This is a genomic window from Sphingomonas suaedae (assembly GCF_007833215.1).
Lineage (GTDB): Bacteria > Pseudomonadota > Alphaproteobacteria > Sphingomonadales > Sphingomonadaceae > Sphingomonas > Sphingomonas suaedae.
On sequence record NZ_CP042239.1, the window covers coordinates 3,563,995 to 3,586,214 of the forward strand.

A 22,220-nucleotide genomic window follows, 5' to 3' on the forward strand; every position below is an offset into this window, starting at 1 on the left:
CCCATCTCCCTCTCTTGACTTAAATTTCTATACAGGGACAAATAAGTCCACAAATAGAAATTGATTGGAGTCGGGATGTTCGACGGGTTTGCGTTCGACAGGCTGTTCATCGGCGGCGAATGGGTGAAGCCCCTGGGTGGCGGCGTGCGTCCCAGCATCGACCCGGCGACCGGCGCGCCATGGGGCGATGTCGCCTTTGGCGGAGCGCGGGACATCGACCGCGCGGTGGCGGCCGCAAAGGCGGCGTTCGAGGGCCCCTGGCGAGCGATGCCGCCCTGGGAGCGCGCGGCGCTGCTCCGCAACTTCGCCGATCTCTACGCGACGCAGGTCGATGCGCTGGCGCAGATCGAGACGCGCGACAATGGCCGCGCCATCCGCGAATCGCGCGGCGATATCGGGTTGCACAGCCAATATTATCACTGGTTCGCCTCGCTCGCCGACAAGCTGGGCGGGCGGACGATCCCGATGGACGACAGCGTCCACGCCTTCACCACCCGGCACCCGGTCGGCGTGGTCGGCGCGATCACCCCATGGAATGTGCCGATGATGGCCGCGGCCTGGAAGCTCGGCCCGGCGCTGGCCGCGGGCTGCACCGTCGTGCTGAAGCCCGCCGAGTCCACGCCTGCCTCCTCGCTCGCGCTGGCGAAATTGTTCGAGGCGGCTGGCTTCCCGCCGGGCGTCGTCAATGTCGTCCCCGGCGACGGCACGGTCGCGGGCGCGCGGCTGGTCGAGCATCCCGATGTCGCGAAGATCAGCTTCACCGGTGAGGGTTCGACCGCCAAGACGATCCTGAAGACGGGCGCGGACACGCTCACCCGCTGCACCTTCGAGCTGGGCGGCAAGGCGCCGCACATCATCTTCGCCGATGCCGATATCGAGAATGCGCTGAACGCGGCGACGGGCTCGGCCTGGGCGCTGTGCGGACAAAGCTGCGCGCTGGGCAGCCGCGTGCTGGTCGAGCGTTCCATCTACGATCGCGTGGTCGAGGCGTTCCGCGAGCGCGCCGGCCGGGTACGGGTCGGGATGCCGCTCGACCCCGCCACGCATATGGGGCCGCAGGCGCACGCGCAGCAGCTCGACAAGACCCTGTCCTATGTCGGCATCGGTCGCGACGAGGGTGCGCAGCTTGTGGCCGGCGGCAACCGCATCGATCGCGACGGCCTGACCGGCGGCTATTTCGTCGAGCCGACCGTGTTCGCCGATGTCCGCGCCGACATGCGGATCGCGCAGGAGGAAATCTTCGGCCCCGTCGCCGCGATCATCCCGTTCGACGGCGAGGATGAAGCGGTGAGAATCGCCAACTCCACCCCCTATGGCCTCGCCGCCGGGCTGTGGTCGTCGGACACCGGCCGCGCGCACCGCGTCGCCGCGCGGATCGAGGCGGGCATGGTCTGGGTCAACACCTATCGCTACATCCGCTGGTCCACCCCCTATGGCGGGGTGAAGCAAAGCGGCTGGGGCCGCGAGAACGGACTCGAGGGGCTCGACCCGTTCCTCGAAACCAAGACTACGATCATCTCCACCACGGGGAAATTCCCCGATCCGTTTGCGAGTTAGCCTCGTGCGGCTCTCCTCAATCCTCCCCTGCAAGGGGAGGTGGCAGCGCGCAGCGCTGACGGAGGGGTGTCGCGCTATCGACAGGGGTACACCCCTCCACCGCCTTTGGCGGTCCCCCTCCCCCTCCGGGGGAGGAATGAGAAAGGACTGAATCCATGCGCCTGAACGGCAAACTCGCCATCGTCACCGCCGCAGCGTCCGGCATGGGCCGCGCGGGCGTCGCACGCTTCGTGCGCGAAGGCGCCAAGGTCGCCGCGATCGACATCAGTGCTGAGGCGCTGGAGGGCGTTGTCGCGGAGTTCGGGGCGGACACGGTGACCGGCATCCGTGCCGACCTGCTCAACCCGGACGATGCGACCGGCAGCATCGATCAGGCGGTCGAATGGCTGGGCGGCGCCGACATCTTGTGGGCACATGCGGGGATGCCGGGTCCCGCCTCGGTCGAAAATCTCGACCTCGACGCCTATCGCAAGGCGATCGACCTCAACATCACCTCGGCGGCGCTCGGCGCGGGGCGGGTGGCGCAGCACATGCGCAAGCGCGGCGGCGGGTCGATCATCTTCACCTCGTCGGTATCCGGCCTTGTCGGATCGATGATGAGCCCGATCTATTCCGCCGCGAAATGGGGCGTGGTCGGCCTGACCAAGAGCCTCGCGCTGGCGCTGGCCGGCGACGGCATCCGCGTCAACGTCGTCTGCCCCGGCCTTGCCGACACGCCGATGAAGACCGGTTTCACCGGGCGCAGCGGCGACCCAGCCGAGGCCGCAGCGAATGAAGCCAAGCTGATCGCCAACGTGCCGATGGGGCGGCTGGTGCAGGCGGGCGAGATCGCCGACGCAGCGCTGTGGCTGGCATCGGACGAGGCGAGCTTCGTCACCGGCGTCGCGCTGCCGGTCGATGGCGGCTTCACGGCGCGTTGACAGTGCGCGGCGGGGGCGAGACATCAGGCTATGACCACCGTCCGCCAAGCCGCCAATGCGCTCGAAATTCTGGAATATTTCGCGCGCCGTCTGAAGCCGGCCACCCCGGCGGAGATGGCCGACGATCTCGGCTGGCCGCGCTCCAGCACCTTCAAGCTGGTCGGCACGCTCGCCGGTATGGGCTGGCTCTACGAGCCACGCACGCGCGGCGGCTATTATCCCAGCCCGCGCTGGCTGGTGCTGGCGCAGGCGGTGACCAATGCCGAACCTTTGCCCGAGAAGTACCAGACGCTCGCCCGCGACCTGATGGAAGCGACCGGAGAGACGGCGGCGATCTCCGCCCCGGCTGGCATCTTCGCGACCTTTGTCGATGTGGCGGAATCGCGCCAGCCGGTGCGCTATTTCGCGCAGGTCGGCGATCGGGTGCCGATCCACGCCACCTCGGCGGGTCGCGCGCTGCTGTCGCTGATGCCCCGCGCGGAGCGGGAGAAATTGTACCGCAAGATCGATTTCGTCGCCTATGCGCCGACCACCCCGGCCAGCCCGGAAGCGGTCGAGGCACGGCTGGCCGAGGCCGAGGCGATGGGCTGGCACCAGAGCAACACCGAATATACGCCCGACCTTGCCGGGGTCGCGATGCCGCTGCCCGGCAGCGACAGATTATTGTCGGTGGTGGTGGTCGGCCCGGTCTCGCGCTGCCTGGAGCGACGCGCCGAGATGGCGGCGGTGGTCGCGGATCGGCTGAAGCGGCTGACCTAAATAATTCCTCCCCCAGCTTTGCTGGGGGAGGGGGACCGCGCGCGCAGCGCGTGGTGGAGGGGCCGCCGCGCAGACGGCGGAATTTTGCCGAAGCGGCTCGGGCCCTCTGCGCGGCCGCCCCTCCGTCAGCGCTTCGCGCTGCCACCTCCGCCACAGGGCAGGGGGGGAATGAATGCAGAGAGCGCACGCAACCGAACCCACCCTTCAGGAGAGCGATATGACCCAGGACCCCCGCGCGGCCATCGCGGCAGCGCCGATGCACTGGCGCCAGGTCGCCGTCGTCGCCTTGTGCATCATGCTCAACGCGCTCGATGGCTTCGACGTGCTGGCGATCAGCTTCGCCGCGCCCGGCATCGCGGCGGAATGGGGAGTGAACAAGGCGACACTGGGCATCGTCCTGTCGATGGAGCTGATCGGCATGGCCGCCGGATCGGTGCTGATCGGCAATGTCGCCGACCGGATCGGACGGCGCCCGACGATCCTCGCCTGCCTGGTGGTGATGGCGGCGGGCATGTTCGCCGCGACGATCGCCAGCGGGGTCGCGATGCTGTCGGCGATCCGCTTCCTGACCGGCATCGGTATCGGCGGAATGCTGTCCTCGACCAGCGCGATGGTCGCGGAATTCTCCAACGACAATAGGCGCGGGCTGAACGTCGCGCTCAACATCGCCGGCTATTCGACCGGGGCGATTCTGGGCGGGCTCGTCGCGTCCGAACTGCTGGCATCGACCGGCGACTGGCGCTCGGTGTTCATGCTGGGCGGGGTGGCGAGCGCAGTGGCAATCCCGCTCGCGATCTTCTTCCTGCCCGAATCGATCGAATCGCTGATCGCGCGCCGCCCGGCGGGGGCGCTGGAGCGGATCAACCGCACGATGGCGACGATCGGCCATGCCCCGGTCGATGCGCTGCCGCCGCCGCCGGGCGAGATCGTCAAGCCATCGATCCTGTCGCTGTTCTCGCGCAATTTCGCGGGGATCACGATCCTGCTGACCATCGCCTATTTCGCGCAGATCATGTTCTTCTACTACATCCAGAAATGGGTCCCGACATTGGTGTCGGGCATGGGATTCGACGCGGCACAGGCAGGGCGGGTGCTGGTCTGGGCCAATGTCGGCAACCTGTCCGGCGCGGTGCTGATCGGATTGCTCAGCCAGCGCTTCGACCTGCGACCGCTGGTGGGTGGCGCGATGCTGGCCGGGGTCGTGGCGATCGGCGCATTCGGGCTGGCGGGGCCTGACCTGACCCGGCTGTCGCTGACCGTCGCCATCGCCGCCTTCTTCATCAATGCCGGGGTGGTCGGCCTCTATCCGATCCTGGCCAAGACCTATCCGGCGGCGTTGCGGGCGAGCGGCACCGGCTTCGTCATCGGCATCGGCCGGGGCGGGTCGGTGGTCGGGCCGGTGGTCGCGGGCTGGCTCTTCCAGAATGGCGCCAGCCTGCTTGCGGTGTCGCTGGTCATGGGGCTTGGCGGGCTGGTCGCTGCGACGATGATCCTGCTGCTCCCCCGCGCACAGCGGCGCGCGGCATCGCTACCCGCGTGAGCGGCGGCGTTACCCGCCCGCGCCATTGGCGCATCGCCGCGCGGGATTAGACTGTCGGTCAAATTGCAACGGGAAGGGGTCGAGATGCGCGCACTCACATGGATCGGAACGGCGGCGGCGCTGGCAGTGGCAACACCCGGCTGGGCACAGCAGGCACCGGCCCCCGCCGCCCCGCGCTACGCCATGCCCTTCACCGCGACCTGGGACATGAAGGCCGCGCATGGCGACACCTATCGCATCTTCGTGTCCTATCCGGAGGGCGAGCCGCCCGAGGGCGGATTTCCCGTCCTGTATGTGACTGACGGCAACGCTTTGTTCGCCGCCTTTGCCGAGACGCGGCGGATGATCGGCTGGACCAAGGGGCAGGAGATGATCGTCGTCGGCATCGGCTATCCGACCGACGATGCCTATCATGTCCGCAGGATCGACGATTTCACCGGCGCGCCGACGACGTCTCCCGCCTATGCAAAGTTCGCGAAGGAGAAGAATGGCGGCTGGGACCGGTTCCTCGATTTCCTGACCGTCGAGCTGCGCGGCGAGATCGGCAAACGCTATCCCATCAACGCCCAGCGCCAGTCGCTGTTCGGCCATTCGCTCGGCGGCCTGTTCGCGGTCCACACCTTGTTCACCCGCCCCAGCGCCTTCCACACCATCATCGCCGCCAGCCCCTCGCTGTTCTGGCATGAAGCGCTGACGCTACAGGAGGAACGCGCCTTCACCGCGCGGCTGCGCGAAGGGAAGGGCGGTGCGGTCGCGCGGCTGATGGTCGTATCGGGCGAACGCGAGGAAGCGATCCTCGAACGCTGGGATGCAGAGGCGTTCGCGAAGCGAATGGAGCCGCTCTCCGCCTTTGGCCTGCGCGTGCAGTCGCAGGTGTACAAGGACGAAGGCCATATGACCGTGCCGGTGCGCGCGATCTCCGATACGCTGAGGTTCGCCCTCACATGGCCGTGATAGGTAAGCCTTTCCTCCCCTGAGCTTGTCTCAGGGGAGGGGGACCGCCCGCGCAGCGGGTGGTGGAGGGGCGGCCGCGCAGACGGCCGACAGCATCTCGGCAAAATTCCGCCCTCTTCGGGGCGGCCCCTCCACCATGCTCTGCATGGTCCCCCTCCCCTGCGGCGCAGGGGAGGAATGGGAACGGGAACTCAGATCCGCCGGTAAAGCCTGCGCTAAGGCTTCAACGCCTCCAGCTCCCCATATACCGCCTTCCCCTGGAAGAACGTCACCAGCACCTTCGCCTTGGTGATCTCGTACGGCGACAGCTTGAACAGGTCCTTGTCGAGCACGACCAGATCGGCGCTCTTGCCGGTGACGATCGATCCGGTGACCTTGTCCAGACCGTTGACCAAAGCAGCGTTGAGCGTGTGGCTTTCGATCGCCGTCTCCAGCGTCACCCCTTCGTCGGCCAGTAGCGGGCGGGCTTGGGGATCGCCCGCGGTGCGGCGGGTGATCGCGACCTCCAGCCCTTCCAGCGGGTTCGCGGTTGCGACCGGCCAGTCGGCGCCATAGGCCAGCTTGCCGCCCGATCGGACGATGCTTCCGGCGGGATAGATCGACTTCATCCGCTCCTTGCCGATCGCCTGCTCGGTCAGCTCCATATAGGGGTACCAGGACGACCAGGTCGGCTGGAACTGGGCATAGGTGTTGAGCGCGCCGAAGCGCGGCTGGTCCGCTGGATCGATCACGTTGAGGTGCGTCACCATGTGATGGGTCGGCTTCACGCCATTGGCCTTGCGCGCCGCCTCGATCGCGTCGAGCGAGATGCGCACCGCCCCGTCGCCGATCGCGTGGAGGAAGGCGTGCATCCCGCGCCTGTCGGTCTCCACCACCGCCTCTGTCAGCATCGCCGGGTCGATATGCGGCTTGCCGCGCTCGGTGCTGCCTTCATAGGGGGCGAGCATGTACGCCGTGCGCTGCGGGATCACCCCGTCGACATAGAATTTGACGGTGTGGGTCGGGATGCCGAGCGCGTTCGCCCGCTCCGCCGCCTTCACCAGGCCGGGAAACTGCTCCATCCCGCGCTCATTCTGCCATTTGAGCGAGACAGTGACATGCGCGGTCAGATCGCCCGCATCCTTCACCGCCTTGTACGCATCGACCATCCGGCTGCCGCCCTGATCGTCATACTCCACGCCCGCATCGTTCCAGCTGACGATGCCCAGGCTGTTGAAATGCTCGGCGACATATTTGACTGAATTCTGGATTTCCGCATCGGTCGGCGGCGGGACCAGCTTGCCGACCAGCCCCTGCGCGGTCTCCTGAAGCGCACCGATCGGCTCGCCGGTTTCGGGGTCGCGGTCGATCGATCCGTTGGCCGGGTCGGGCGTGTCCTTGGTGATCCCCGCCAGTTCCAGTGCCTTGGAGTTGACCCAATAGGTATGGCCACCGATCGAATCGAAGATCAGCGGGCGGGTGGTGCTGACCGCATCCAGATATTTCTTGTCCGGCACGCCATTGGGCGGAAACAGCGAATCCTCCCAGCCGACGCCGAACACCGTGCCGTTGCCCGGCGTGTCGGCAACGCATTTGGCGATCATCCGCTGATAGTCCTCGATGCTCCGGCCGTCGTGCAACGGGCAGCGCGTGCGCCCCAGGCCGCCGAACAGCGGATGGGCGTGCGCGTCACCGAATGCGGGAAGCACCAGCCGCCCGCCAAGATCGACGATGCGCGTCGCCTTGCCCTTCAGCTTTTCGACCTTCGCCCGTGTTCCGACCGCGACGATCTTGCCGTCCTTGATCGCCACCGATTCCGCCCAGGGCTGCGCCTTGTCGACGGTGTAGATGCGCGCATTGGTCAGGATCGTGTCGGCGGTCACCCGGTCGCTGGCGATGGCGGTCGTGCTGACGCCTGCGGCGAGGGTGGCTGCGAGAACAAGGGCGAAGGATGGCTTCATGGCGGGTCCCCGAAAAGAACAGGGGCCGGAACCGCATCGCGATCCCGGCCCGGACAGGCATGTGTCAGAATTTGCGGCGCAGCGACACCAGTACGGTGCGGTCCTTGCCCAGATAGCAATAGCCCTCCTGCACCGTCGGCGAGCTGTCATAGCTGCAATTGGTATAGACGCGCTCGTTGCTCAGGTTCGCGGCGTTCACCGACAGCGACCATTTGCCATAGGTCAGTTCCGCCATCGCATCGAACAGCGTCACCGGATCGATCGTGTAGAGCTGGTCGAAGCTGACCTTGTCGCTCTGATACCGCACGCCGCCGCCGATCCGCGCGCTCAGATCGCCGCCCAGGTCGAAGCCCTTGGTCGCCCAGAGCGATGCCTGATGCTCGGGCAGATTCTCGCGCCGGTCGCCGCGCTGGCGGCCATCGACCACCAGATATTCGGCGCGGGTGTAGCTGTACGACGCCGTCAGGTCGAACTGGCCGGGCAGCTTCACCTTGGCCTCCGCCTCGACGCCGCGCGAGCGGGTCGAACCGCCCTGGATGAAGTTCTGTAGTTCGTCCGGGTCGGCGATCAGAACATTCTGTTCCTTAATGTCATAGGCTGCGAGGGTCAGCAGCATCCGCGCATTCGGCTGGAACTTGATCCCGGCTTCATACTGGCGGCCGGTGCGCGGCACATAGGCGACGCCGAAGAAGTTCGATCCGAACACCGGCAGGAAGGATTCCGAATAGTTGAAATAGGGCGACACGCCCTTCACCACATCGCCGATGATGCCGGCGCGGAAGGTCCAGGCCTCATTGTCCGGGTTCTGGAAGCCGTTGACGTTCGACTTCACCTTGTCATGCCGCGCGCCGACGACGATCGAGACGCGGTCCCATGCGCGGATCTGCTCCTGCGCGTAGAAGCCGAGCTGGGTGTTCTTGGTGTCCGTCGTCCAGCCCACGCCCGTTGCGAACGGCACGCCGTAAACCGGGTTGTAGAGGTTGAGCCCGGGCGCCTGGCCAAAGCCTTCCTCCTTGTCCTCGCGGAATTCGGTATAGTCGAACCCGGCGAGGATCTGATGCTCGAGCGGGCCGGTGTCGAAGCTCAGCACGACATTGTTGTCGCTGCTGAGGCCCGAATATTTGGCGCGGTTCAAATACCAGGCGCGGTTGGCGATCGTGCGGCCGGCATCGGCATAGGCGCCACCGAACCCGGTATAGCCGAACACTTCCTGATAGTCGGTATCCTGCTCGAACGCGCGGGTGCGGCTGTTGAAGGCCACGGCGTCGCTGAAGCGGTGCGAGATCAGCATCGTCAGCGCATAATGGCTGGCGAAGGTATGGTTGAAGTCGGGCTCGCCCAGATAGAAATCGTCGGAAATCCGCGTCGCACCGCTGCCGTCGATCGTCTTGCTGGTCGGCAGATAGGTCTGGCTGCCCAGCTTGTCGCGCTGATACAGGCCGATGAACGTCACCTCCGTGTCGGGGCCGGGCCGCAGCGTGACCGACGGCATCACGACGATCCGGTCGTTCTTCTGCCCTTTCTGCTGCAGGTCGGCGTCGCGGACCAGGCCGACGAGGCGCGCGGACACGCCATCCACCACCGGGCCGGTGACGTCGAACTGAAACTGCTTATAGTCGTCGGTGCCGCCCATAATTCCGATCTCGCCGCCGAACGTCTCCTGCGGCCGCTTGCTGATCGAGTTGAGGATGCCGCCCGCACCGCCGCCGCCATACAGCGTCGAGGAGGGACCGCGCAGCAGTTCGGCGCTTTCGACGGTGAAGATCTCGATCCGCCCGCCATAGATGAAACCGGGCATCCGGTTCAGGCCGTCCAGATACTGCTCCGCGCCGGTGCCGCGTACCGCGAGGAAATCGCCGCGCGTATCGACGCCGTTCAGCTCGCTGCTGGCGCCCGCGCTGTAGCGGATGATGTCCTGAAGGTTCACTGCCGCGCGATCGTTGAAGTCCTGCGCGGAAATGATGCTGATCGATTGCGGGACTTCGGTCAGCGCGGCGTCGGTCTTGGTGCCGGTCTCCACGCGCGTGCCGATGATGGTGACGTCCTCTCCCGCCTCGGCGTCGGATTGTGCCGCGGCAACGCCGGGCAGCGCGACCGCGCAACAGGCGGTGAGCAGGGCAATGCGCCGCATCGCGCGCGGGCTGGCATTGGCGTGAATTCCGTGGTGCTTCCTCATCGTCTTAAACCCCTTCCCCAAGCATGTGTCCGGTCGGCCGTCCCGTCTCTTGCCGGTGATCGGCCGATCCTCCCACCTGCATTCAAACCCATGTGGCGCCAGGAACCACGTGGTTTTCAGGGTAAGTGGGGGGCAAGACGGGTAAGCGGGTAAGGGCGGACGGGGAGGCGCGCTATTCCGCCGCCGTGGCTTGCGCGTCCCCAGCGATCAGGCCGCGTTCGTGCAGCACGCGCACCGCGTCGCGTCGCTTGTTCACGCCAATCTTGCGGAACACCGATTTCAGCCGGTACTTCACCGTGTCGGGCGACATGCCGATCAGCCGCGCGATTTCCTTGTTCGAATAGCCAAAGCTCAAATGTTCGACGATCGCCGCCTCCGCATCGCTGAGCAGCCCCGGCGCGGGACCCGCCACCGGCCGCGCGGCAAGTGTCCGGGCAATCCCCTTCAGGAACTGGGCGCGGAACCGGTCGATCTGCGCGGGACCGTTCAGCGTATCGTTCACTCCGGCTTCGGCAAAGCGGCGCAGGTCGATGAACGGGCGGGCGATCCCCTGGAACATCGCGGTGCCGACCGCGTCGTCGAAACACACCTGCGCGGGCGTCGCCTGCCCCTGCTCGCGCAGCGCGTGGCTCATCAGGATGTTGACGTCGATCAGCAGCCGTCCGGCGCCATGCTGTGTGGCCCAGCGGCGCAGATCGCGCAGGATCGCCAGCGCATCGTCATGCGCGCCCTCCAACAAGGCGAATTTCGCGCGGATCAGCGTCGCGGCCGTGATGACGGGACGATGGATGGGCGAATCCGCCTCTTGCGCCGCTGCCGCCAGCGCATCCACCCCGATCGCCTCGGCTGCGGCGCGCGCGGCCTCCGGATCGCGGTCGATCAGCAATTCCACCTCGCACAGCGCCGCGAGCAGGTCGAGCTGGCGCAGCCGCCGCCGCTCCGCCAGCCGCCGCGCGCGTGCCAGCATCGCTTCCGCCTCTTCCCACCGTCCCTCTGCGCCATGCGCGCGCGCCGCGCTCAGATAGCCCGCCGCATAGACATCGACCCACCCATCGGACTGTTCCATATGCGGCACCGCCCAGTCGAGCAGCGCCAGCGCCGCGTCCGGCTGGTCCTGTGCATAGAGCAATTCCGCCTCGAACGCCGCGCAATTGGCGGCAAGGTCGGAACGGGCGCCGAAATTGCCCTCGATCTCGACCCGGGCGGCGGCGAGGATCGATGCCGTATCCTTCAACCGTGCCTGGGCGTGCCGGATCCGCGCCTCCTGGAAACGCGTGAACAGGTCGCTGTAGAGCGATCCCATCGCCTGATAATGGTCACGCGCGGCGAGAGTCGGCTCCAGCGCGCGTTCGAGCCAGCCGCCCTCGAAATATTTGGCGCCCAGCGTCTCGCTGACATTGGCAAAAACGAGATGGTCGTTCGACGGCAGCGTGCGCAACAGCGCCTCGCGCGAAAGCAGGTCGTCGAGCGTGACCGGTTCATTCTCATAGTCGGCGAGAACGTCGCCGACGACGCGCAGCTCGGTGCGCTGGTCGGCCGACAGATCGGCGCGGTCGAACGCCTCAGCAAACCGGTCGTAATCCGCCCGTGCGGTCGCCATCTCGCCGCACTTGATCTCCAGATAGACCTGCGCGAGCGCGAGGCGCGGGCGCGCGGCCACCATCGCTGCGGGCAGCTTGTCCAGCGCGCGCTGGACCATCGCCTGCTGACCCTGGGGGATCAGCCGCCAGCCGCCCGCTTCCTCGACGATCGTCGCCAGCATCGCGTCGTCATCGGCCTGGATCGCATGGGCGACCGCCTCGGCGGTTTCACCGCGTTCGGCAAACCAGATCGCAACGCGACGGTGCAGCGCGCGGTATCGGGCGCTGTCGCCGCGCGCCAGCCGCTCGCGCAGATGTTCGGCGAACAATTGGTGATAGCGATAGCCCTGCCGTTCCGGCGTCAGCGGCGTCAGGAACATCCCCTGTTCCTCCAGCCGCTCAAGGATCAGCCAGCCATCGGTGCGATCGCACAACAGATTGACGAGGTCGCCGGTCAGTCTGTCGAGCAGCGCGGTACGCAGCACGATGTCGCGCGTTTCCTCGCTCATCGTCATCAGCACCTGTTCGGACAGATAGCGGGCGAGTTCGGAACTGGGACCGCGAAACCGCTCGACCAGGCCGCGATGTTCCGCGCCGTGCTTGAGCGAAAGCGAGGCGAGCTGGAGCGCGATCGGCCAGCCTTCGGTTCGCGCGACGATGGTGCGGACATCCTCCCCGTCCAGCCCCTCGCCATGCGCGCGCGCGAGCAACGCCTCCGCCTCATGGGTGGAAAAGCGCAGGTCGCCCGCGCCCAGCTCGATCAGCTGCTCCTCGGCAGCCAGCGCCGACTGGCCGAGCCAGGGGTAGTCGCGTGAGGCGATGACGAAGTGGCAGTTTTCGGGCGCCAGCTGGATCAGCGCGCGGACGAAGTCATCGACCTCCGAATTTTCGGCGCGATGGAAATCGTCCAGGATCAGCACCACCGGCCGCGTCTCGCGCGCCAGGCGGTTGACGATCGCCGATACCGCCGCGCGCGGGGGCAGGCCGGCATCATGCTGCTCGGCATCGCCCGGTTCCGCGCCGTCCAGCGCCAGCGCGATATAACGCGCGAGATGCTTCAGGTCCGAATCGTCGCGCTCCAATGTCAGCCAGGCGACGCGGACCTGCGCCGGATCGAACCGCGCCTTCCACTGCGACAACAGGCTGGTCTTGCCGTAGCCGGCAGGCGCCTGGATGAGCGTCAGGCGGCGGTCGAGCGCGGCGTCCAGCCGGGCCAGCAGCATGTCGCGCCGGATCTGGTTCCCCATCCATATCGGCGGGGCGAGCTTGGTGTGGATCAGCTCATCCATTGACGCTACCCGGTCGGAACCTCCGTCTGTCCATCGCATATAGCAGCCTGCGGTGCAGGCTATGTTACGCGGCCATGTCACTCAAGCTGCGGTTCGATGATTACCCGCAATCAGCCCCCTGTTACCCGTCCGGCGCCGCGAACACCCGTTTTACGCGTTGCGGACAAGCGTTTGGCTCCGCACCCTTTGGGGACAGTTCGGGGCAGGAGTTCATTGGGTGCGGATAGGGGTCGATGTCGGTGGAACGAACACCGACGCCGTGCTGATGGACGGACGGGCGATTCTCGCCTGGACCAAACAGCCGACCAGCGCGGATGTCAGCTCGGGCGTGGCCGGTGCGATTCGTACGGTGCTGGGCGATGCAGGGGTCTCCCCCGACCGGATCGGCGCGGTGATGATCGGCACCACCCATTTCACCAATGCGCTGGTTCAGCGCGACCGGCTCGACCGGGTCGGCGTGCTGCGGCTGGCGAGCCCGTCGGGGGAGGCGCTGCCGCCACTGACCGGCTGGCCCGACGATCTCGCGCGGCGGATCGGTGGCCATGTCTTTCTGCTGCCCGGGGGCTATGAGGTCGATGGACGGGAAATCGCGCCGTTCGATGCGGACAAGGTGCGCGCGGCGGCGGTCGAGTTGAAGGCGCGGGGGATCGGGTCGATCGCAATCACCAGCGCCTTTGCGCCGGTTAATGCCTCGATGGAGACGCGCGCCGCGGCGATCGTCCGGGAGGTGTATCCGGATGCTGCGGTCACCCTGTCGGGCGCGATCGGGCGGATCGGCTTTATCGAGCGGGAAAATGCCGCAATCCTCAACGCGGCGCTGACCGGGCTCGCGGCGACCGTGGTCGCCTCGTTCCAGCGCGCACTGGCGGATCTCGGCATCGCCGCGCCGCTCTATATCTCGCAGAATGACGGCACGCTGATCTCGGCTGAACAGGCGGCGGCATTCCCGGTACTTGCCATCGGATCGGGGCCGACCAATTCGATGCGCGGCGCCGCCTTTCTCACCGGAATCGAGGACGCGATCGTCATGGATGTCGGCGGGACGACCACCGATATCGGCGTGCTCGCGGGCGGATTTCCGCGCGAATCCTCGATCGCCGTCGATATCGGCGGGGTGCGGACCAATTTCCGGATGCCCGATATCCTCGCCATCGGCCTTGGCGGCGGAACGCGGGTGCGGCTCGATCCTGCATTCTACGCTGCGGACGGGTTTGCGCCCGAGGCGCTCAAGGTCGGGCCGGATTCGGTCGGCTATCGGATCGCGCATGACGCCTTGCTGTTCGGTGGCAACACGCTGACCGCCAGCGATGTCGCGGTCGCGGCCGGGCGCGCGGCGTTCGGCGCGCGGACGAACCTGCCCGACTTCAGCGCAGCGACGCTCGGCGCGATCTGGGCGCGGTTTCAGGCGATGCTGGAAGAAGCGGTAGACCGGATGAAGACCGCGCGCGGCGACGCGACAGTGCTCGCGGTCGGCGGCGGCAATTTCCTGATCGGCGACGCGCTGAAGGGCGCTGCGCGGGTGATCCGCCCGCCCCATGCCGCCGTCGCCAATGCGGTCGGTGCCGCCATTGCCCAGGTCGGTGCCCAGGTCGAACAGATCGTCGCCTATGACAAGGAACCGCGCGCCACCGCGCTCGCCCGGATGCGCGACGAGGTTACCGCCCGCGTGATCGCGGCGGGCGGCGCGGCGGACAGTGTCCGGATTGTGGAAGTGGATGAAGTGTTCCTGAGCTATCTCCCCGGAAAGGCCGCGCAGCTGCGCGTCCGCGCGGTCGGCGACCTTGCCGGCCTGCCTGTAGAAGAAACCGCCGCGCCTTTGGTCCACCATGCGCATTGACCGCACAGCGCTGACCGATCTCGCCCAGGGCGCGGCCTTTCTCGGTTCCGGGGGTGGGGGCGATCCCTATTACAGCCTGTTGCTGGGTCAGGCGGAGCTCGCGCGGGTCGAGTCGTTCGAACTGGTCCCGCTCGACAGCCTGGGCGACGACGCGCTGGTTGTGCCGTGCGGCTGGATCGGCGCCCCGACCGTGTCGGTCGAAAAGCTGCCGAGCGGGCTTGAGGCGCTGGCAGGGCTGAAGCGGCTCGAACGCGAACTCGGGCGCCCGATCGATGCGGTGCTGCCGATCGAGATCGGCGGCGGCAACGGGCTTGCCCCACTGGTCAGCGCCGCGCGGCTGGGCGTGCCGGTGGTCGATGCCGACGGCATGGGCCGTGCCTTCCCCGAATCGCAAATGGCGATTTTCAACATTCGTGGCCTCTCCGCCTGTCCCTCGGTGCTGACCGCCGCGTGCGGCGCGCTTACCGTGATCGAGACCGACGACAATCTGACGCATGAGCGGATCGCGCGTGGGCTGTCGGTCGCACTGGGCGGGATCGCGCATATGGTCGAATATCCGCTCACCGGGCGGGAGGCGAAGGATCATGCGATCGGCGGCAGCGTCTCTGCCGCCATCGCGATCGGTGCGGCGGTGCGGCGCGCGCGTGAGGGTGGCGACGACCCGTTCGCGGCGCTCTACGCGGCGCTGCGCGACACCAGCCTCTACCCTTATGCGGGCGAATTGTTCGACGGCAAGATCGTCGATCTGGAGCGTGAGACGCAGGGCGGTTTTTCGGTCGGCCGGGTGGTGATCGAGGGATTTGGCGGCAGCGGTCGAATGGAACTGGTGTTTCAGAACGAAAATCTGATCGCCCGGCGCGACGGCGATGTTGTCGCGATGGTGCCCGACCTCATCACCGTGATGGACCGCGAAACCGCCGATTCGATCACCACCGAACGACTGAAATATGGGCAGCGCGTCAAGATCGTCGGCGCGGCGGCTCCGGCGATGCTGCGCGAGGCGCGGGCATTGGCACTGGTCGGCCCCGGCGCGTTCGGCTTTACCGACGCCTATCGGCCGATCGAGGCACTTAACGGATGGGATCAGGGATGAGCCACGACGCACCGGGCGGCGAATATGCCAATGGGCCGCTTCCGGAGCACCTGACCGTGCCGGGCTGGCGGATCGCGCTGATCATCGCCAGCTTCGCGATCGCACTGCCCAGTTTCCTCAGTTCGGCGCAGATCGCCCTTGCGATCGGCTTCTGGCCGGCGGTGCTGGTGGCGTTGCTGGCCAGCGCGATCCTGTGCGCCGGTGCCTGTCTCACCGCCTGGGTCAGCGTGCGCACGCGGCTCACCACCTATCTGCTGATCCAGCGTTCGTTCGGGCAATGGGGCGCGGCGCTGGTCAATATCGTCGTCGCGATCGTCCATTATTGCTGGTTCGGGGTGAACGTGTCCTTTTTCGCGGGTGCGATGGCTGCGCTGGTGGGGCAGGGCTATGCGATCCCCGGCGACTTTACCGACTTCGTCATTGCGGGCAGCGTGCTGATGACGGTCTCGACCATCTTCGGCTTTCGCGCGCTCGACCGGCTGGCGCTGATCGCGGTGCCGCTGCTCGCGGTGATCCTGGGCGCGGTCGCATGGATCATGGTGCGCCAGAACGGCATCGTGCTTGCGCCCGCCGCAGTGCCGCCCGAACCGATGAGTTTCGGCATCGCGCTTTCGGCGCTGGTCGGCGGCAACATGCTGATCGTCGCGGCGATGCCCGACCTGTCGCGCTACATCCGCACCGCACGCAGCGCCGCGGTCGGCATGATCCTGTCCTTCCCGGTGGCGACGCCGCTGCTGATGATCGCCTCCGCGCTTCCCGTGCTGGCCACGGGAGAGGTCGATATCATGAAGCTGGTGGTCATGTCCGGCTTCGGCCTGCCCGTCCTCCTCATCCTGATCCTGTCGATCTGGACGATCAACGCGGCGAATCTCTATTCGGCCAGCCTGTCGATGGGCGCGACCTTTCCGCGCGTGCGCGCGTGGATCTTCGTCTGTGCGGGCGGCGCGGTCGGTGGCGGCTTTGCGCTATGGGGTATCATCGACCGGTTCGTGCCCTTCCTGATCTTCCTCGCGATCATCATCCCGCCGATCGCCGCGATCTATGTCATCGATGCGTTCATCGCCTTTCGCCGCGCCGATCCCGCAGAGTCGATCGCAAGATTGCCCGCGATCCGCTGGCCCGCGACATTGGTGTGGCTCGGCTCGATCGCGGTTGCGCTGGCGGCCGAGCGGATGGGCCTGACACTCACCACCGTGCCGATGATCGACGCCACCATCCTCGCGACCCTCTCCTACCTTGCCGTGATTCGGTTCGTGCCGACGGTTATTGATAGTGACTCGCAATAAATGACGCGCTATCGGCCTCGCGACGGTGAATGGAGGCGGGCGATGGCTGGAACGAACGGATCGGGGGCTTGGCGACGCAGGGGGGACCTGCTGCTCCGTATCCTGGTCGCATTGCCGATCGGCTATGGCGTCGCGACGCTTTGGGCGATGGCGCTTTCCATCACCCTGCCGATACCCGTTTCCGACGCGGTGACGACGGGAATGCTGGTCGCCTTCGTCATCTGCGCCGTCGTGGCGATGTGGGCGTTCGCGGCGCGCAGCGGGCTGCGGGCGCTGCTGGTTGTCGTCGGTGCAGGCGCCGTCGCGGGATTGATCCTGTGGCTGGGCCGCGCCGTATGAGTGAATTGGGCGACAAGGGCTTCCGCCAGTCGCAGGCGTTTCTGCACACCTGGTCCGGGCTGCTGCTCGGCTGGCTGCTGTTCGCGGTGTTCGTCACCGGCACCATCGCTTTCTATCGCGAAGGGCTGAACCGCTGGATGCGCCCCGAATTGCCCCCGGTGACCCAGCCGGCACAGGTGCTGGCCGGAGCGCAGCGTTACCTCGCCGCAACCGCCCCCGATGCCAAAAGCTGGTTCATCACCCTGCCCAGCACCACGACACAAGGCGCGCTGGTCTCCTGGAGACCGCAGCCGGTGGAGGGGGAAACTCCGCGCCGGGGGGGCCGCGTGACGATCGATGCGAACGGCCACCCCGCCATGGCGCGCGAGACGCGCGGGGGTGAGTTCTTCTACCGCTTCCATTTCGACCTGTATTACATGCCTGCGCTCTGGGCGCGCTGGCTCGTCGGCATCGCCGCGCTATTCATGCTGGTCGCGATCCTGTCGGGCGTGGTGACGCACAAAAAGATCTTCCGCGACTTCTTCGCGCTGCGGCGGGGGCGGGGCCAGCGGTCCTGGCTCGACGGCCACAATGCGACGGCGGTGCTCGGCCTGCCCTTCCATCTGATGATTACCTATACCGGCCTCGTCACGCTGATGGTGACATTGCTGCCCTGGGCCACGCTCGCGGCCTATTCGGACGATGGCGAGGCCTATTACGATACCCTCTATCCGGCGGGTGTTCAGGCGGAGCGGACGGGCCGTCCGGCGCCCTTGGTCGATCTGACCGCGATCCTGCGCGACGCGGAGGGACGGCTGGGCGGCGCGGCGGGCTATATGGAGGTGATCGAGCCGGGCGATGCGGGCGCAAAGGTCCGCGTACTGCGATCGGGGGCGACGATGCTGTCTTCGCGCACCCCGCGCATGACCTATGACGGCGCGACCGGAAAACCGGTCTGGATCGCCCCGCCCCAGGGTGCCGGATCGGCCACGGCGGGAGCGATGATCGGGGTCCATGCCGGGCGTTTCGCGAATGACTGGCTGCGCTTCATCTATTTCCTGTGCGGCGTCGCCGGATGCGTGATGGTCGCGAGCGGGCTGGTGATGTGGACGGTCAAGCGGCGCGAAAAACTGCCCGACCCCACCCGGCCGCATTTCGGGTTTCGCGTGGTCGAGCGGCTGAATGTCGCGGCGATCGGTGGACTTCCGCTCGGGATCGCGACGATGTTCTGGGCGAACCGGTTGCTGCCGGTCGGCATGGCGGGGCGGGCCGAATGGGAAATCCATTGCCTGTTCATCGCCTGGGGCGCGGCATCGGTGCTTGCGCTGGTGCGAAGGCCGCAGGCGAATTGGGTTGCGCTGTTTGCGCTGACCGGCGTGCTGCTGCTGGCCCTGCCGCTCTACAACCTGGTTGCGACCCCCGCTGGCGTGGTCGCGACGCTCGGCCGGGGTGACGGGACACTCGCCGGGATCGACCTGGCGTTGCTGGTGTTCGGCGTCGCGTTTCTCGCCATTGCGCGGCGCGTGGCGCGGCATCGTGCCGTGCCCTCCCGCGTCCGGCGTTGTATCGATACGAGTTCCGAACTGGCAATGGAGCCTGCCGAATGACCGCGCTGTCGTTGCTGCTGGCCGTGTTGGCCTTCGCGTTGTTCGGACTGGCGACGCCCGACCATCATCGTAAGCGTATCGGTCGCGCGCTCGTCCCCGCCATCGCACGTCGGATGCGGATCGCCGCATGGGGGGCGCTCATCTTCTCCTTCCCGCCCGCGATCCTCGCGCAAGGATGGGTGTTCGGGCCAATATTATGGGTAGGCCTGTTGATGTTGGGGGCCGGATCGGTGTTCCTGATCCTGAACCTCGCGCCTGCACGGGACGGGGCTAATCGAAGGAGGGCAGGATGATGCGTTATTGGATCGCGGCACTGGCAATCGCGTTGACCGCTACCAACGCGCAGGCGCATGAACTCTGGGCAGAACGCGGCGCCAACGACAAGCTCCAGGTCTGGCTCGGCGAACCTGAAAAGCCGATCCCGGCTGGTGGCGATCCCGCCTTTCCGTCGCTCAAATCGCCCAACCTCGTCCCCGCCGCCACCGTCCCGCAGACGCGTGGCCCTGGTTATATCGAGATGGACGTGCCCCCCGGCGACGTGCGGCTTTGGGACGACAATATCTTCGCGCCCTGGGACGAAGACGGCAAGAAGGCGGGCGGGGTCTATTATGCGCGCAGCGGGCGGAGCGAAACCCGGGCGCTGATGCCGTTCGAGATCGTTCCTGTGACGGCGGGCGGCACGCGCTTCACGGTGATCTTCGACGGCAAGCCGGTGGCGAAACAGGCGGTGACGCTCGTCTCGCCCGATCGCTGGATGCTGGCGCTTGAGACCGACGCGCAAGGTCAGGTGGAACTCCCGTTGCGCGAAAAGGGCCGCTACATCGTCAAGGCCGAGATGAAGGAAGAGGGCGACTTCACTTTGTCTTCGGGCGACGTCCAGATCGTCAGCCGGATCACCACCACCAGCTTCGTGGTGCCGTAAATTATACCCATTCCGGGGGCCGCATTGGTCCCCGGCATTTCCACAAAGTGGAGGTTCTGCGGTCCACCTCAGTCAGCCAGAACCGCTGGTATGACCGCAACCGTTCCTGCGCCGACGCTGCGTCGGACCGTCCTGAAGCTCCACCGCTGGCTCAGCCTGGGTGCGGCGGTGTTCTGGTTGCTTCAGGCGCTGACCGGTGTGCTGATCGTCTTCCACTGGGAAATCACCGATGCGGGCATCTCCTCGCTGCATCGACCGACCGATCTCGTCGCGATCGAGCGGCGCATCGACGCGCTGGTCCCCGACGGAGGCAAGGTCGCGTCGATCTGGACCGCTGCCGGGGCGCCGGACCGCTATAATGTTTATTATGAGGACGCCGACGGGACCAGCGCGTCGGCGCGGATCGCGGGCGACGGGACCGTCCTGCATGTGCCGAAGCCCGATGAGGAAAGCCTGATGGGCTTCCTGGTCGGCTTCCATCACGATCTGCTCGGGGCATGGGGCAGCTGGATCGTGTCGATCAGCGGGCTGCTGCTCTGCACCAACCTGATCCTCGGCATCGCCGCCGCCTGGCCGAGGCGCGGAACATGGGGTCGCGCGCTGCGCCCCGCGACGCGCGGGCCGACGGCGGCGCGGCTCTATAGCTGGCACCGCGCGCTCGGCCTGTGGGTCGGCATCCCCGCGCTCGTCATCGCCGCGACCGGAACGATGCTGAAATTCGAGGACGGCATGGGCGAACTGGTCGGCGCGACCCCGGTGTCGATGCCCGCCGTCGCGCCGTCGGGCGCGCCGATCGGCTTCGCTGCGGCGGCGCAGGCGGGATTGGCTGCGATCCCCGGCAGCACGCTGACGCAGGTCGCCTGGCCAAAGCCCGACGATGCCACCTGGCGCGTGCGGCTGCGCGCGCCTGACGAACTCCGTCGCGCCTATGGCGGCAGCTATGTGCTGGTGGATGCCAATAACGGCGCGGTGCGCGGGATCTTCCCGATCGGCGAGGCGAGCGCGGCGAACCGTTTCATGAGCGCGCTCTTTCCGATCCATACCGGCGAGGCAGGGGGGCTGGTCGGGCGCCTGCTGTCGATCGCGATCGGGCTTTGGCTGATCACGATGATCGTCGCGGGCGTGCTGCTCTGGCTCAAACGCCGCAAGCCGCGCCGGGCGGCGTGACCGACTGCTGTTTCAACCCGCTTATTGGTGAGTTCCCATGCTGCTTCCCCTCCTTGCCCTGACCGCGTTCGAGGCCCCGCGCGACGAAAGCGAACGGCAGACGCATACCCATCGCGAGCTTCCTGCAAAGGAGGGTGGCGACGACAAGCCGTGGAATTTCGAAGTCGTCTACACCGCCGAGCTGATGGGCAATGCAGCGGGTGGAGTCGAACGCGGTGCACGCTATCTCGACAATCTCGACATCGTGTTCGACGCCGATCTGGAGCGGATGGTTGGATGGACCGGCGCGCAACTGTGGCTTTACGGCCTCTACAATAACGGCAATTCGATCAGCGACCTGGTCGGCGACGCGCAGGCGGTGAGCAATATCGAAACCGGAACGCGGGCGATTCGGTTGTACGAGGCATGGATCGACCAGAAATTCGGCGACGTCGCGTCGTTGCGTGTCGGCCTCTACGATCTGAATTCGGAATTCGACGCGCTCGATGCGTCGGGACTGTTTGTCAGCAGCCCGCACGGTATCGGCACCGATTTCGCGCAGAGCGGGCAGAACGGGCCGTCGATCTTTCCCTCCACCTCGCTCGCCGCGCGGGTGATGTTCGCCCCGGCGGAGGGCTGGGCGGTGCGCGCGGCGGTGCTCGACGGCGTGCCTGGCGATCCGAACCGGCCGGCGCGGACGGCGGTGAAACTGGGCAAGGGGGATGGCGCGCTGCTGGTGGGCGAGGTCGAAGCGCCGCTCGCCGGGGGCAAGCTGCTGCTCGGCCATTGGCGCTACACCGCGCCGTTCGAGCGTACCGATGGTGCGGGGACGGAGACCGGCAATGCCGGGACCTATATCCGCGCTGAACTGCCGCTGGCGAAGCGCGACGACGGCACGCTCGATGCCTTCATCCGCGCCGGGACCGCGAGCGCGCGCTTCAACATGTTCGATCGTTTCGCCAGCGCGGGGCTGACCTTCACCGGCTGGCTGCCGGGCCGCGAAGAGGATGCGTTCGGCGTCGCGATCGCCGCCGCCTTCACCGCCGAGCCTTATCGCCGCGCGACCGGCGCTGCGGGATCGGAAGTCGCGGTGGAACTCAGCTATCGCGCGCAGCTCAGCCCCTGGCTCGCGGTCCAGCCAAATGTCCATTATGTCCGCCGTCCCTCCGCCGATCCGGGCGTGGACGATGCGCTGGTACTCGGCGTGCGGACCGAGTGGAGCCTGCACGAACTGCTGAACTAGGGCGCTTTCGGGCTGAGCTTCACCGCTCTGTTCCCCGGCGCAGGCCGGGGCCC

The 22,220-nt window shown here is 67.0% G+C and carries 17 protein-coding genes; 14 read left to right on the top strand and 3 right to left on the bottom strand.

Annotated features, from left to right (window positions below):
• The first annotated feature begins 75 nt into the window (after nucleotides 1–75).
• The 5 genes from FPZ54_RS16950 (at nucleotide 76) to FPZ54_RS16970 (ending at nucleotide 5,730) form a co-directional block, all read left to right on the top strand.
• A complete protein-coding gene (locus FPZ54_RS16950) occupies nucleotides 76–1,557 on the top strand; it encodes an aldehyde dehydrogenase (protein ID WP_145848999.1) in 1,482 nt (493 codons plus the stop codon).
• A 155-nt stretch (nucleotides 1,558–1,712) separates the two neighbouring features.
• Nucleotides 1,713–2,477 carry an SDR family NAD(P)-dependent oxidoreductase gene (locus FPZ54_RS16955; RefSeq protein ID WP_145849000.1) on the top strand — a complete coding sequence of 255 codons (765 nt, stop codon included), beginning with the start codon at nucleotides 1,713–1,715 and terminating at the stop codon, nucleotides 2,475–2,477.
• Between the two features lie 30 nt (nucleotides 2,478–2,507).
• On the top strand, nucleotides 2,508–3,236 hold the full coding sequence (locus FPZ54_RS16960) for an IclR family transcriptional regulator (protein WP_145849001.1): 729 nt from the start codon (nucleotides 2,508–2,510) through the stop codon (nucleotides 3,234–3,236).
• A gap of 217 nt (nucleotides 3,237–3,453) precedes the next feature.
• Nucleotides 3,454–4,776, top strand: coding sequence for an MFS transporter (locus tag FPZ54_RS16965; protein ID WP_145849002.1), 1,323 nt, complete (start codon nucleotides 3,454–3,456; stop codon nucleotides 4,774–4,776).
• Nucleotides 4,777–4,860: 84 nt separating this feature from the next.
• On the top strand, nucleotides 4,861–5,730 hold the full coding sequence (locus FPZ54_RS16970; protein WP_145849003.1) for an alpha/beta hydrolase: 870 nt from the start codon (nucleotides 4,861–4,863) through the stop codon (nucleotides 5,728–5,730).
• A 215-nt stretch (nucleotides 5,731–5,945) separates the two neighbouring features.
• On the opposite strand, the gene FPZ54_RS16975 is transcribed toward FPZ54_RS16970, so the two are convergent.
• From FPZ54_RS16975 to FPZ54_RS16985, 3 genes are all read right to left on the bottom strand, one after another.
• On the bottom strand, nucleotides 5,946–7,670 hold the full coding sequence (locus FPZ54_RS16975; RefSeq protein WP_145849004.1) for an amidohydrolase: 1,725 nt from the start codon (nucleotides 7,668–7,670) through the stop codon (nucleotides 5,946–5,948).
• Nucleotides 7,671–7,734: 64 nt separating this feature from the next.
• On the bottom strand, nucleotides 7,735–9,846 hold the full coding sequence (locus tag FPZ54_RS16980) for a TonB-dependent siderophore receptor (protein WP_145849005.1): 2,112 nt from the start codon (nucleotides 9,844–9,846) through the stop codon (nucleotides 7,735–7,737).
• Nucleotides 9,847–10,018: 172 nt separating this feature from the next.
• On the bottom strand, nucleotides 10,019–12,715 hold the full coding sequence (locus FPZ54_RS16985) for a helix-turn-helix transcriptional regulator (protein ID WP_186456812.1): 2,697 nt from the start codon (nucleotides 12,713–12,715) through the stop codon (nucleotides 10,019–10,021).
• Between the two features lie 217 nt (nucleotides 12,716–12,932).
• On the opposite strand from FPZ54_RS16985, the gene FPZ54_RS16990 reads away from it, so the two are divergent.
• The 9 genes from FPZ54_RS16990 to FPZ54_RS17030 all read left to right on the top strand — a co-directional run bounded on the left by FPZ54_RS16990 (nucleotide 12,933) and on the right by FPZ54_RS17030 (nucleotide 22,167).
• Nucleotides 12,933–14,552, top strand: coding sequence for a hydantoinase/oxoprolinase N-terminal domain-containing protein (locus FPZ54_RS16990; RefSeq protein WP_145849007.1), 1,620 nt, complete (start codon nucleotides 12,933–12,935; stop codon nucleotides 14,550–14,552).
• Nucleotides 14,542–15,645: a DUF917 domain-containing protein gene (locus tag FPZ54_RS16995; RefSeq protein ID WP_145849008.1), complete on the top strand. Its 1,104-nt coding sequence runs from the start codon at nucleotides 14,542–14,544 to the stop codon at nucleotides 15,643–15,645. Before FPZ54_RS16990 ends, FPZ54_RS16995 begins: the two co-directional genes overlap by 11 nt.
• Nucleotides 15,642–16,931, top strand: a complete 1,290-nt coding sequence (locus tag FPZ54_RS17000) for a cytosine permease (RefSeq protein ID WP_239019619.1) — start codon at nucleotides 15,642–15,644, stop codon at nucleotides 16,929–16,931. The genes FPZ54_RS16995 and FPZ54_RS17000 overlap by 4 nt, the downstream gene beginning before the upstream one ends.
• 42 nt (nucleotides 16,932–16,973) lie before the next feature.
• Complete coding sequence (locus tag FPZ54_RS17005) at nucleotides 16,974–17,270, top strand: hypothetical protein (protein ID WP_145849010.1); 297 nt, start codon at nucleotides 16,974–16,976, stop codon at nucleotides 17,268–17,270.
• Nucleotides 17,267–18,856 carry a PepSY-associated TM helix domain-containing protein gene (locus FPZ54_RS17010; protein ID WP_145849011.1) on the top strand — a complete coding sequence of 530 codons (1,590 nt, stop codon included), beginning with the start codon at nucleotides 17,267–17,269 and terminating at the stop codon, nucleotides 18,854–18,856. Before FPZ54_RS17005 ends, FPZ54_RS17010 begins: the two co-directional genes overlap by 4 nt.
• On the top strand, nucleotides 18,853–19,149 hold the full coding sequence (locus FPZ54_RS17015; RefSeq protein ID WP_145849012.1) for a DUF3325 domain-containing protein: 297 nt from the start codon (nucleotides 18,853–18,855) through the stop codon (nucleotides 19,147–19,149). Before FPZ54_RS17010 ends, FPZ54_RS17015 begins: the two co-directional genes overlap by 4 nt.
• Complete coding sequence (locus FPZ54_RS17020; RefSeq protein WP_145849013.1) at nucleotides 19,146–19,778, top strand: DUF4198 domain-containing protein; 633 nt, start codon at nucleotides 19,146–19,148, stop codon at nucleotides 19,776–19,778. Before FPZ54_RS17015 ends, FPZ54_RS17020 begins: the two co-directional genes overlap by 4 nt.
• 90 nt (nucleotides 19,779–19,868) lie before the next feature.
• Nucleotides 19,869–20,945, top strand: coding sequence for a PepSY-associated TM helix domain-containing protein (locus tag FPZ54_RS17025; RefSeq protein WP_145849014.1), 1,077 nt, complete (start codon nucleotides 19,869–19,871; stop codon nucleotides 20,943–20,945).
• Nucleotides 20,946–20,982: 37 nt separating this feature from the next.
• Nucleotides 20,983–22,167, top strand: a complete 1,185-nt coding sequence (locus FPZ54_RS17030; RefSeq protein ID WP_145849015.1) for a carbohydrate porin — start codon at nucleotides 20,983–20,985, stop codon at nucleotides 22,165–22,167.
• Nucleotides 22,168–22,220: the final 53 nt, after the last annotated feature.

Excerpts from the sequence above, each read along its gene's own strand:
- FPZ54_RS17005 (WP_145849010.1), top strand. The coding sequence starts at position 16,974 with ATGGCTGGAACGAACGGATCGGGGGCTTGGCGACGCAGGGGGGACCTG.
- FPZ54_RS16985 (WP_186456812.1), bottom strand. The coding sequence starts at position 12,715 with ATGGATGAGCTGATCCACACCAAGCTCGCCCCGCCGATATGGATGGGG.
- FPZ54_RS16965 (WP_145849002.1), top strand. The coding sequence starts at position 3,454 with ATGACCCAGGACCCCCGCGCGGCCATCGCGGCAGCGCCGATGCACTGG.
- FPZ54_RS17020 (WP_145849013.1), top strand. The coding sequence starts at position 19,146 with ATGATGCGTTATTGGATCGCGGCACTGGCAATCGCGTTGACCGCTACC.
- FPZ54_RS16995 (WP_145849008.1), top strand. The coding sequence starts at position 14,542 with ATGCGCATTGACCGCACAGCGCTGACCGATCTCGCCCAGGGCGCGGCC.
- FPZ54_RS16970 (WP_145849003.1), top strand. The coding sequence starts at position 4,861 with ATGCGCGCACTCACATGGATCGGAACGGCGGCGGCGCTGGCAGTGGCA.
- FPZ54_RS17000 (WP_239019619.1), top strand. The coding sequence starts at position 15,642 with ATGAGCCACGACGCACCGGGCGGCGAATATGCCAATGGGCCGCTTCCG.
- FPZ54_RS16975 (WP_145849004.1), bottom strand. The coding sequence starts at position 7,670 with ATGAAGCCATCCTTCGCCCTTGTTCTCGCAGCCACCCTCGCCGCAGGC.
- FPZ54_RS17010 (WP_145849011.1), top strand. The coding sequence starts at position 17,267 with ATGAGTGAATTGGGCGACAAGGGCTTCCGCCAGTCGCAGGCGTTTCTG.
- FPZ54_RS16980 (WP_145849005.1), bottom strand. The coding sequence starts at position 9,846 with ATGAGGAAGCACCACGGAATTCACGCCAATGCCAGCCCGCGCGCGATG.
- FPZ54_RS17030 (WP_145849015.1), top strand. The coding sequence starts at position 20,983 with ATGCTGCTTCCCCTCCTTGCCCTGACCGCGTTCGAGGCCCCGCGCGAC.
- FPZ54_RS16950 (WP_145848999.1), top strand. The coding sequence starts at position 76 with ATGTTCGACGGGTTTGCGTTCGACAGGCTGTTCATCGGCGGCGAATGG.
- FPZ54_RS16960 (WP_145849001.1), top strand. The coding sequence starts at position 2,508 with ATGACCACCGTCCGCCAAGCCGCCAATGCGCTCGAAATTCTGGAATAT.
- FPZ54_RS17025 (WP_145849014.1), top strand. The coding sequence starts at position 19,869 with ATGACCGCAACCGTTCCTGCGCCGACGCTGCGTCGGACCGTCCTGAAG.
- FPZ54_RS16955 (WP_145849000.1), top strand. The coding sequence starts at position 1,713 with ATGCGCCTGAACGGCAAACTCGCCATCGTCACCGCCGCAGCGTCCGGC.
- FPZ54_RS17015 (WP_145849012.1), top strand. The coding sequence starts at position 18,853 with ATGACCGCGCTGTCGTTGCTGCTGGCCGTGTTGGCCTTCGCGTTGTTC.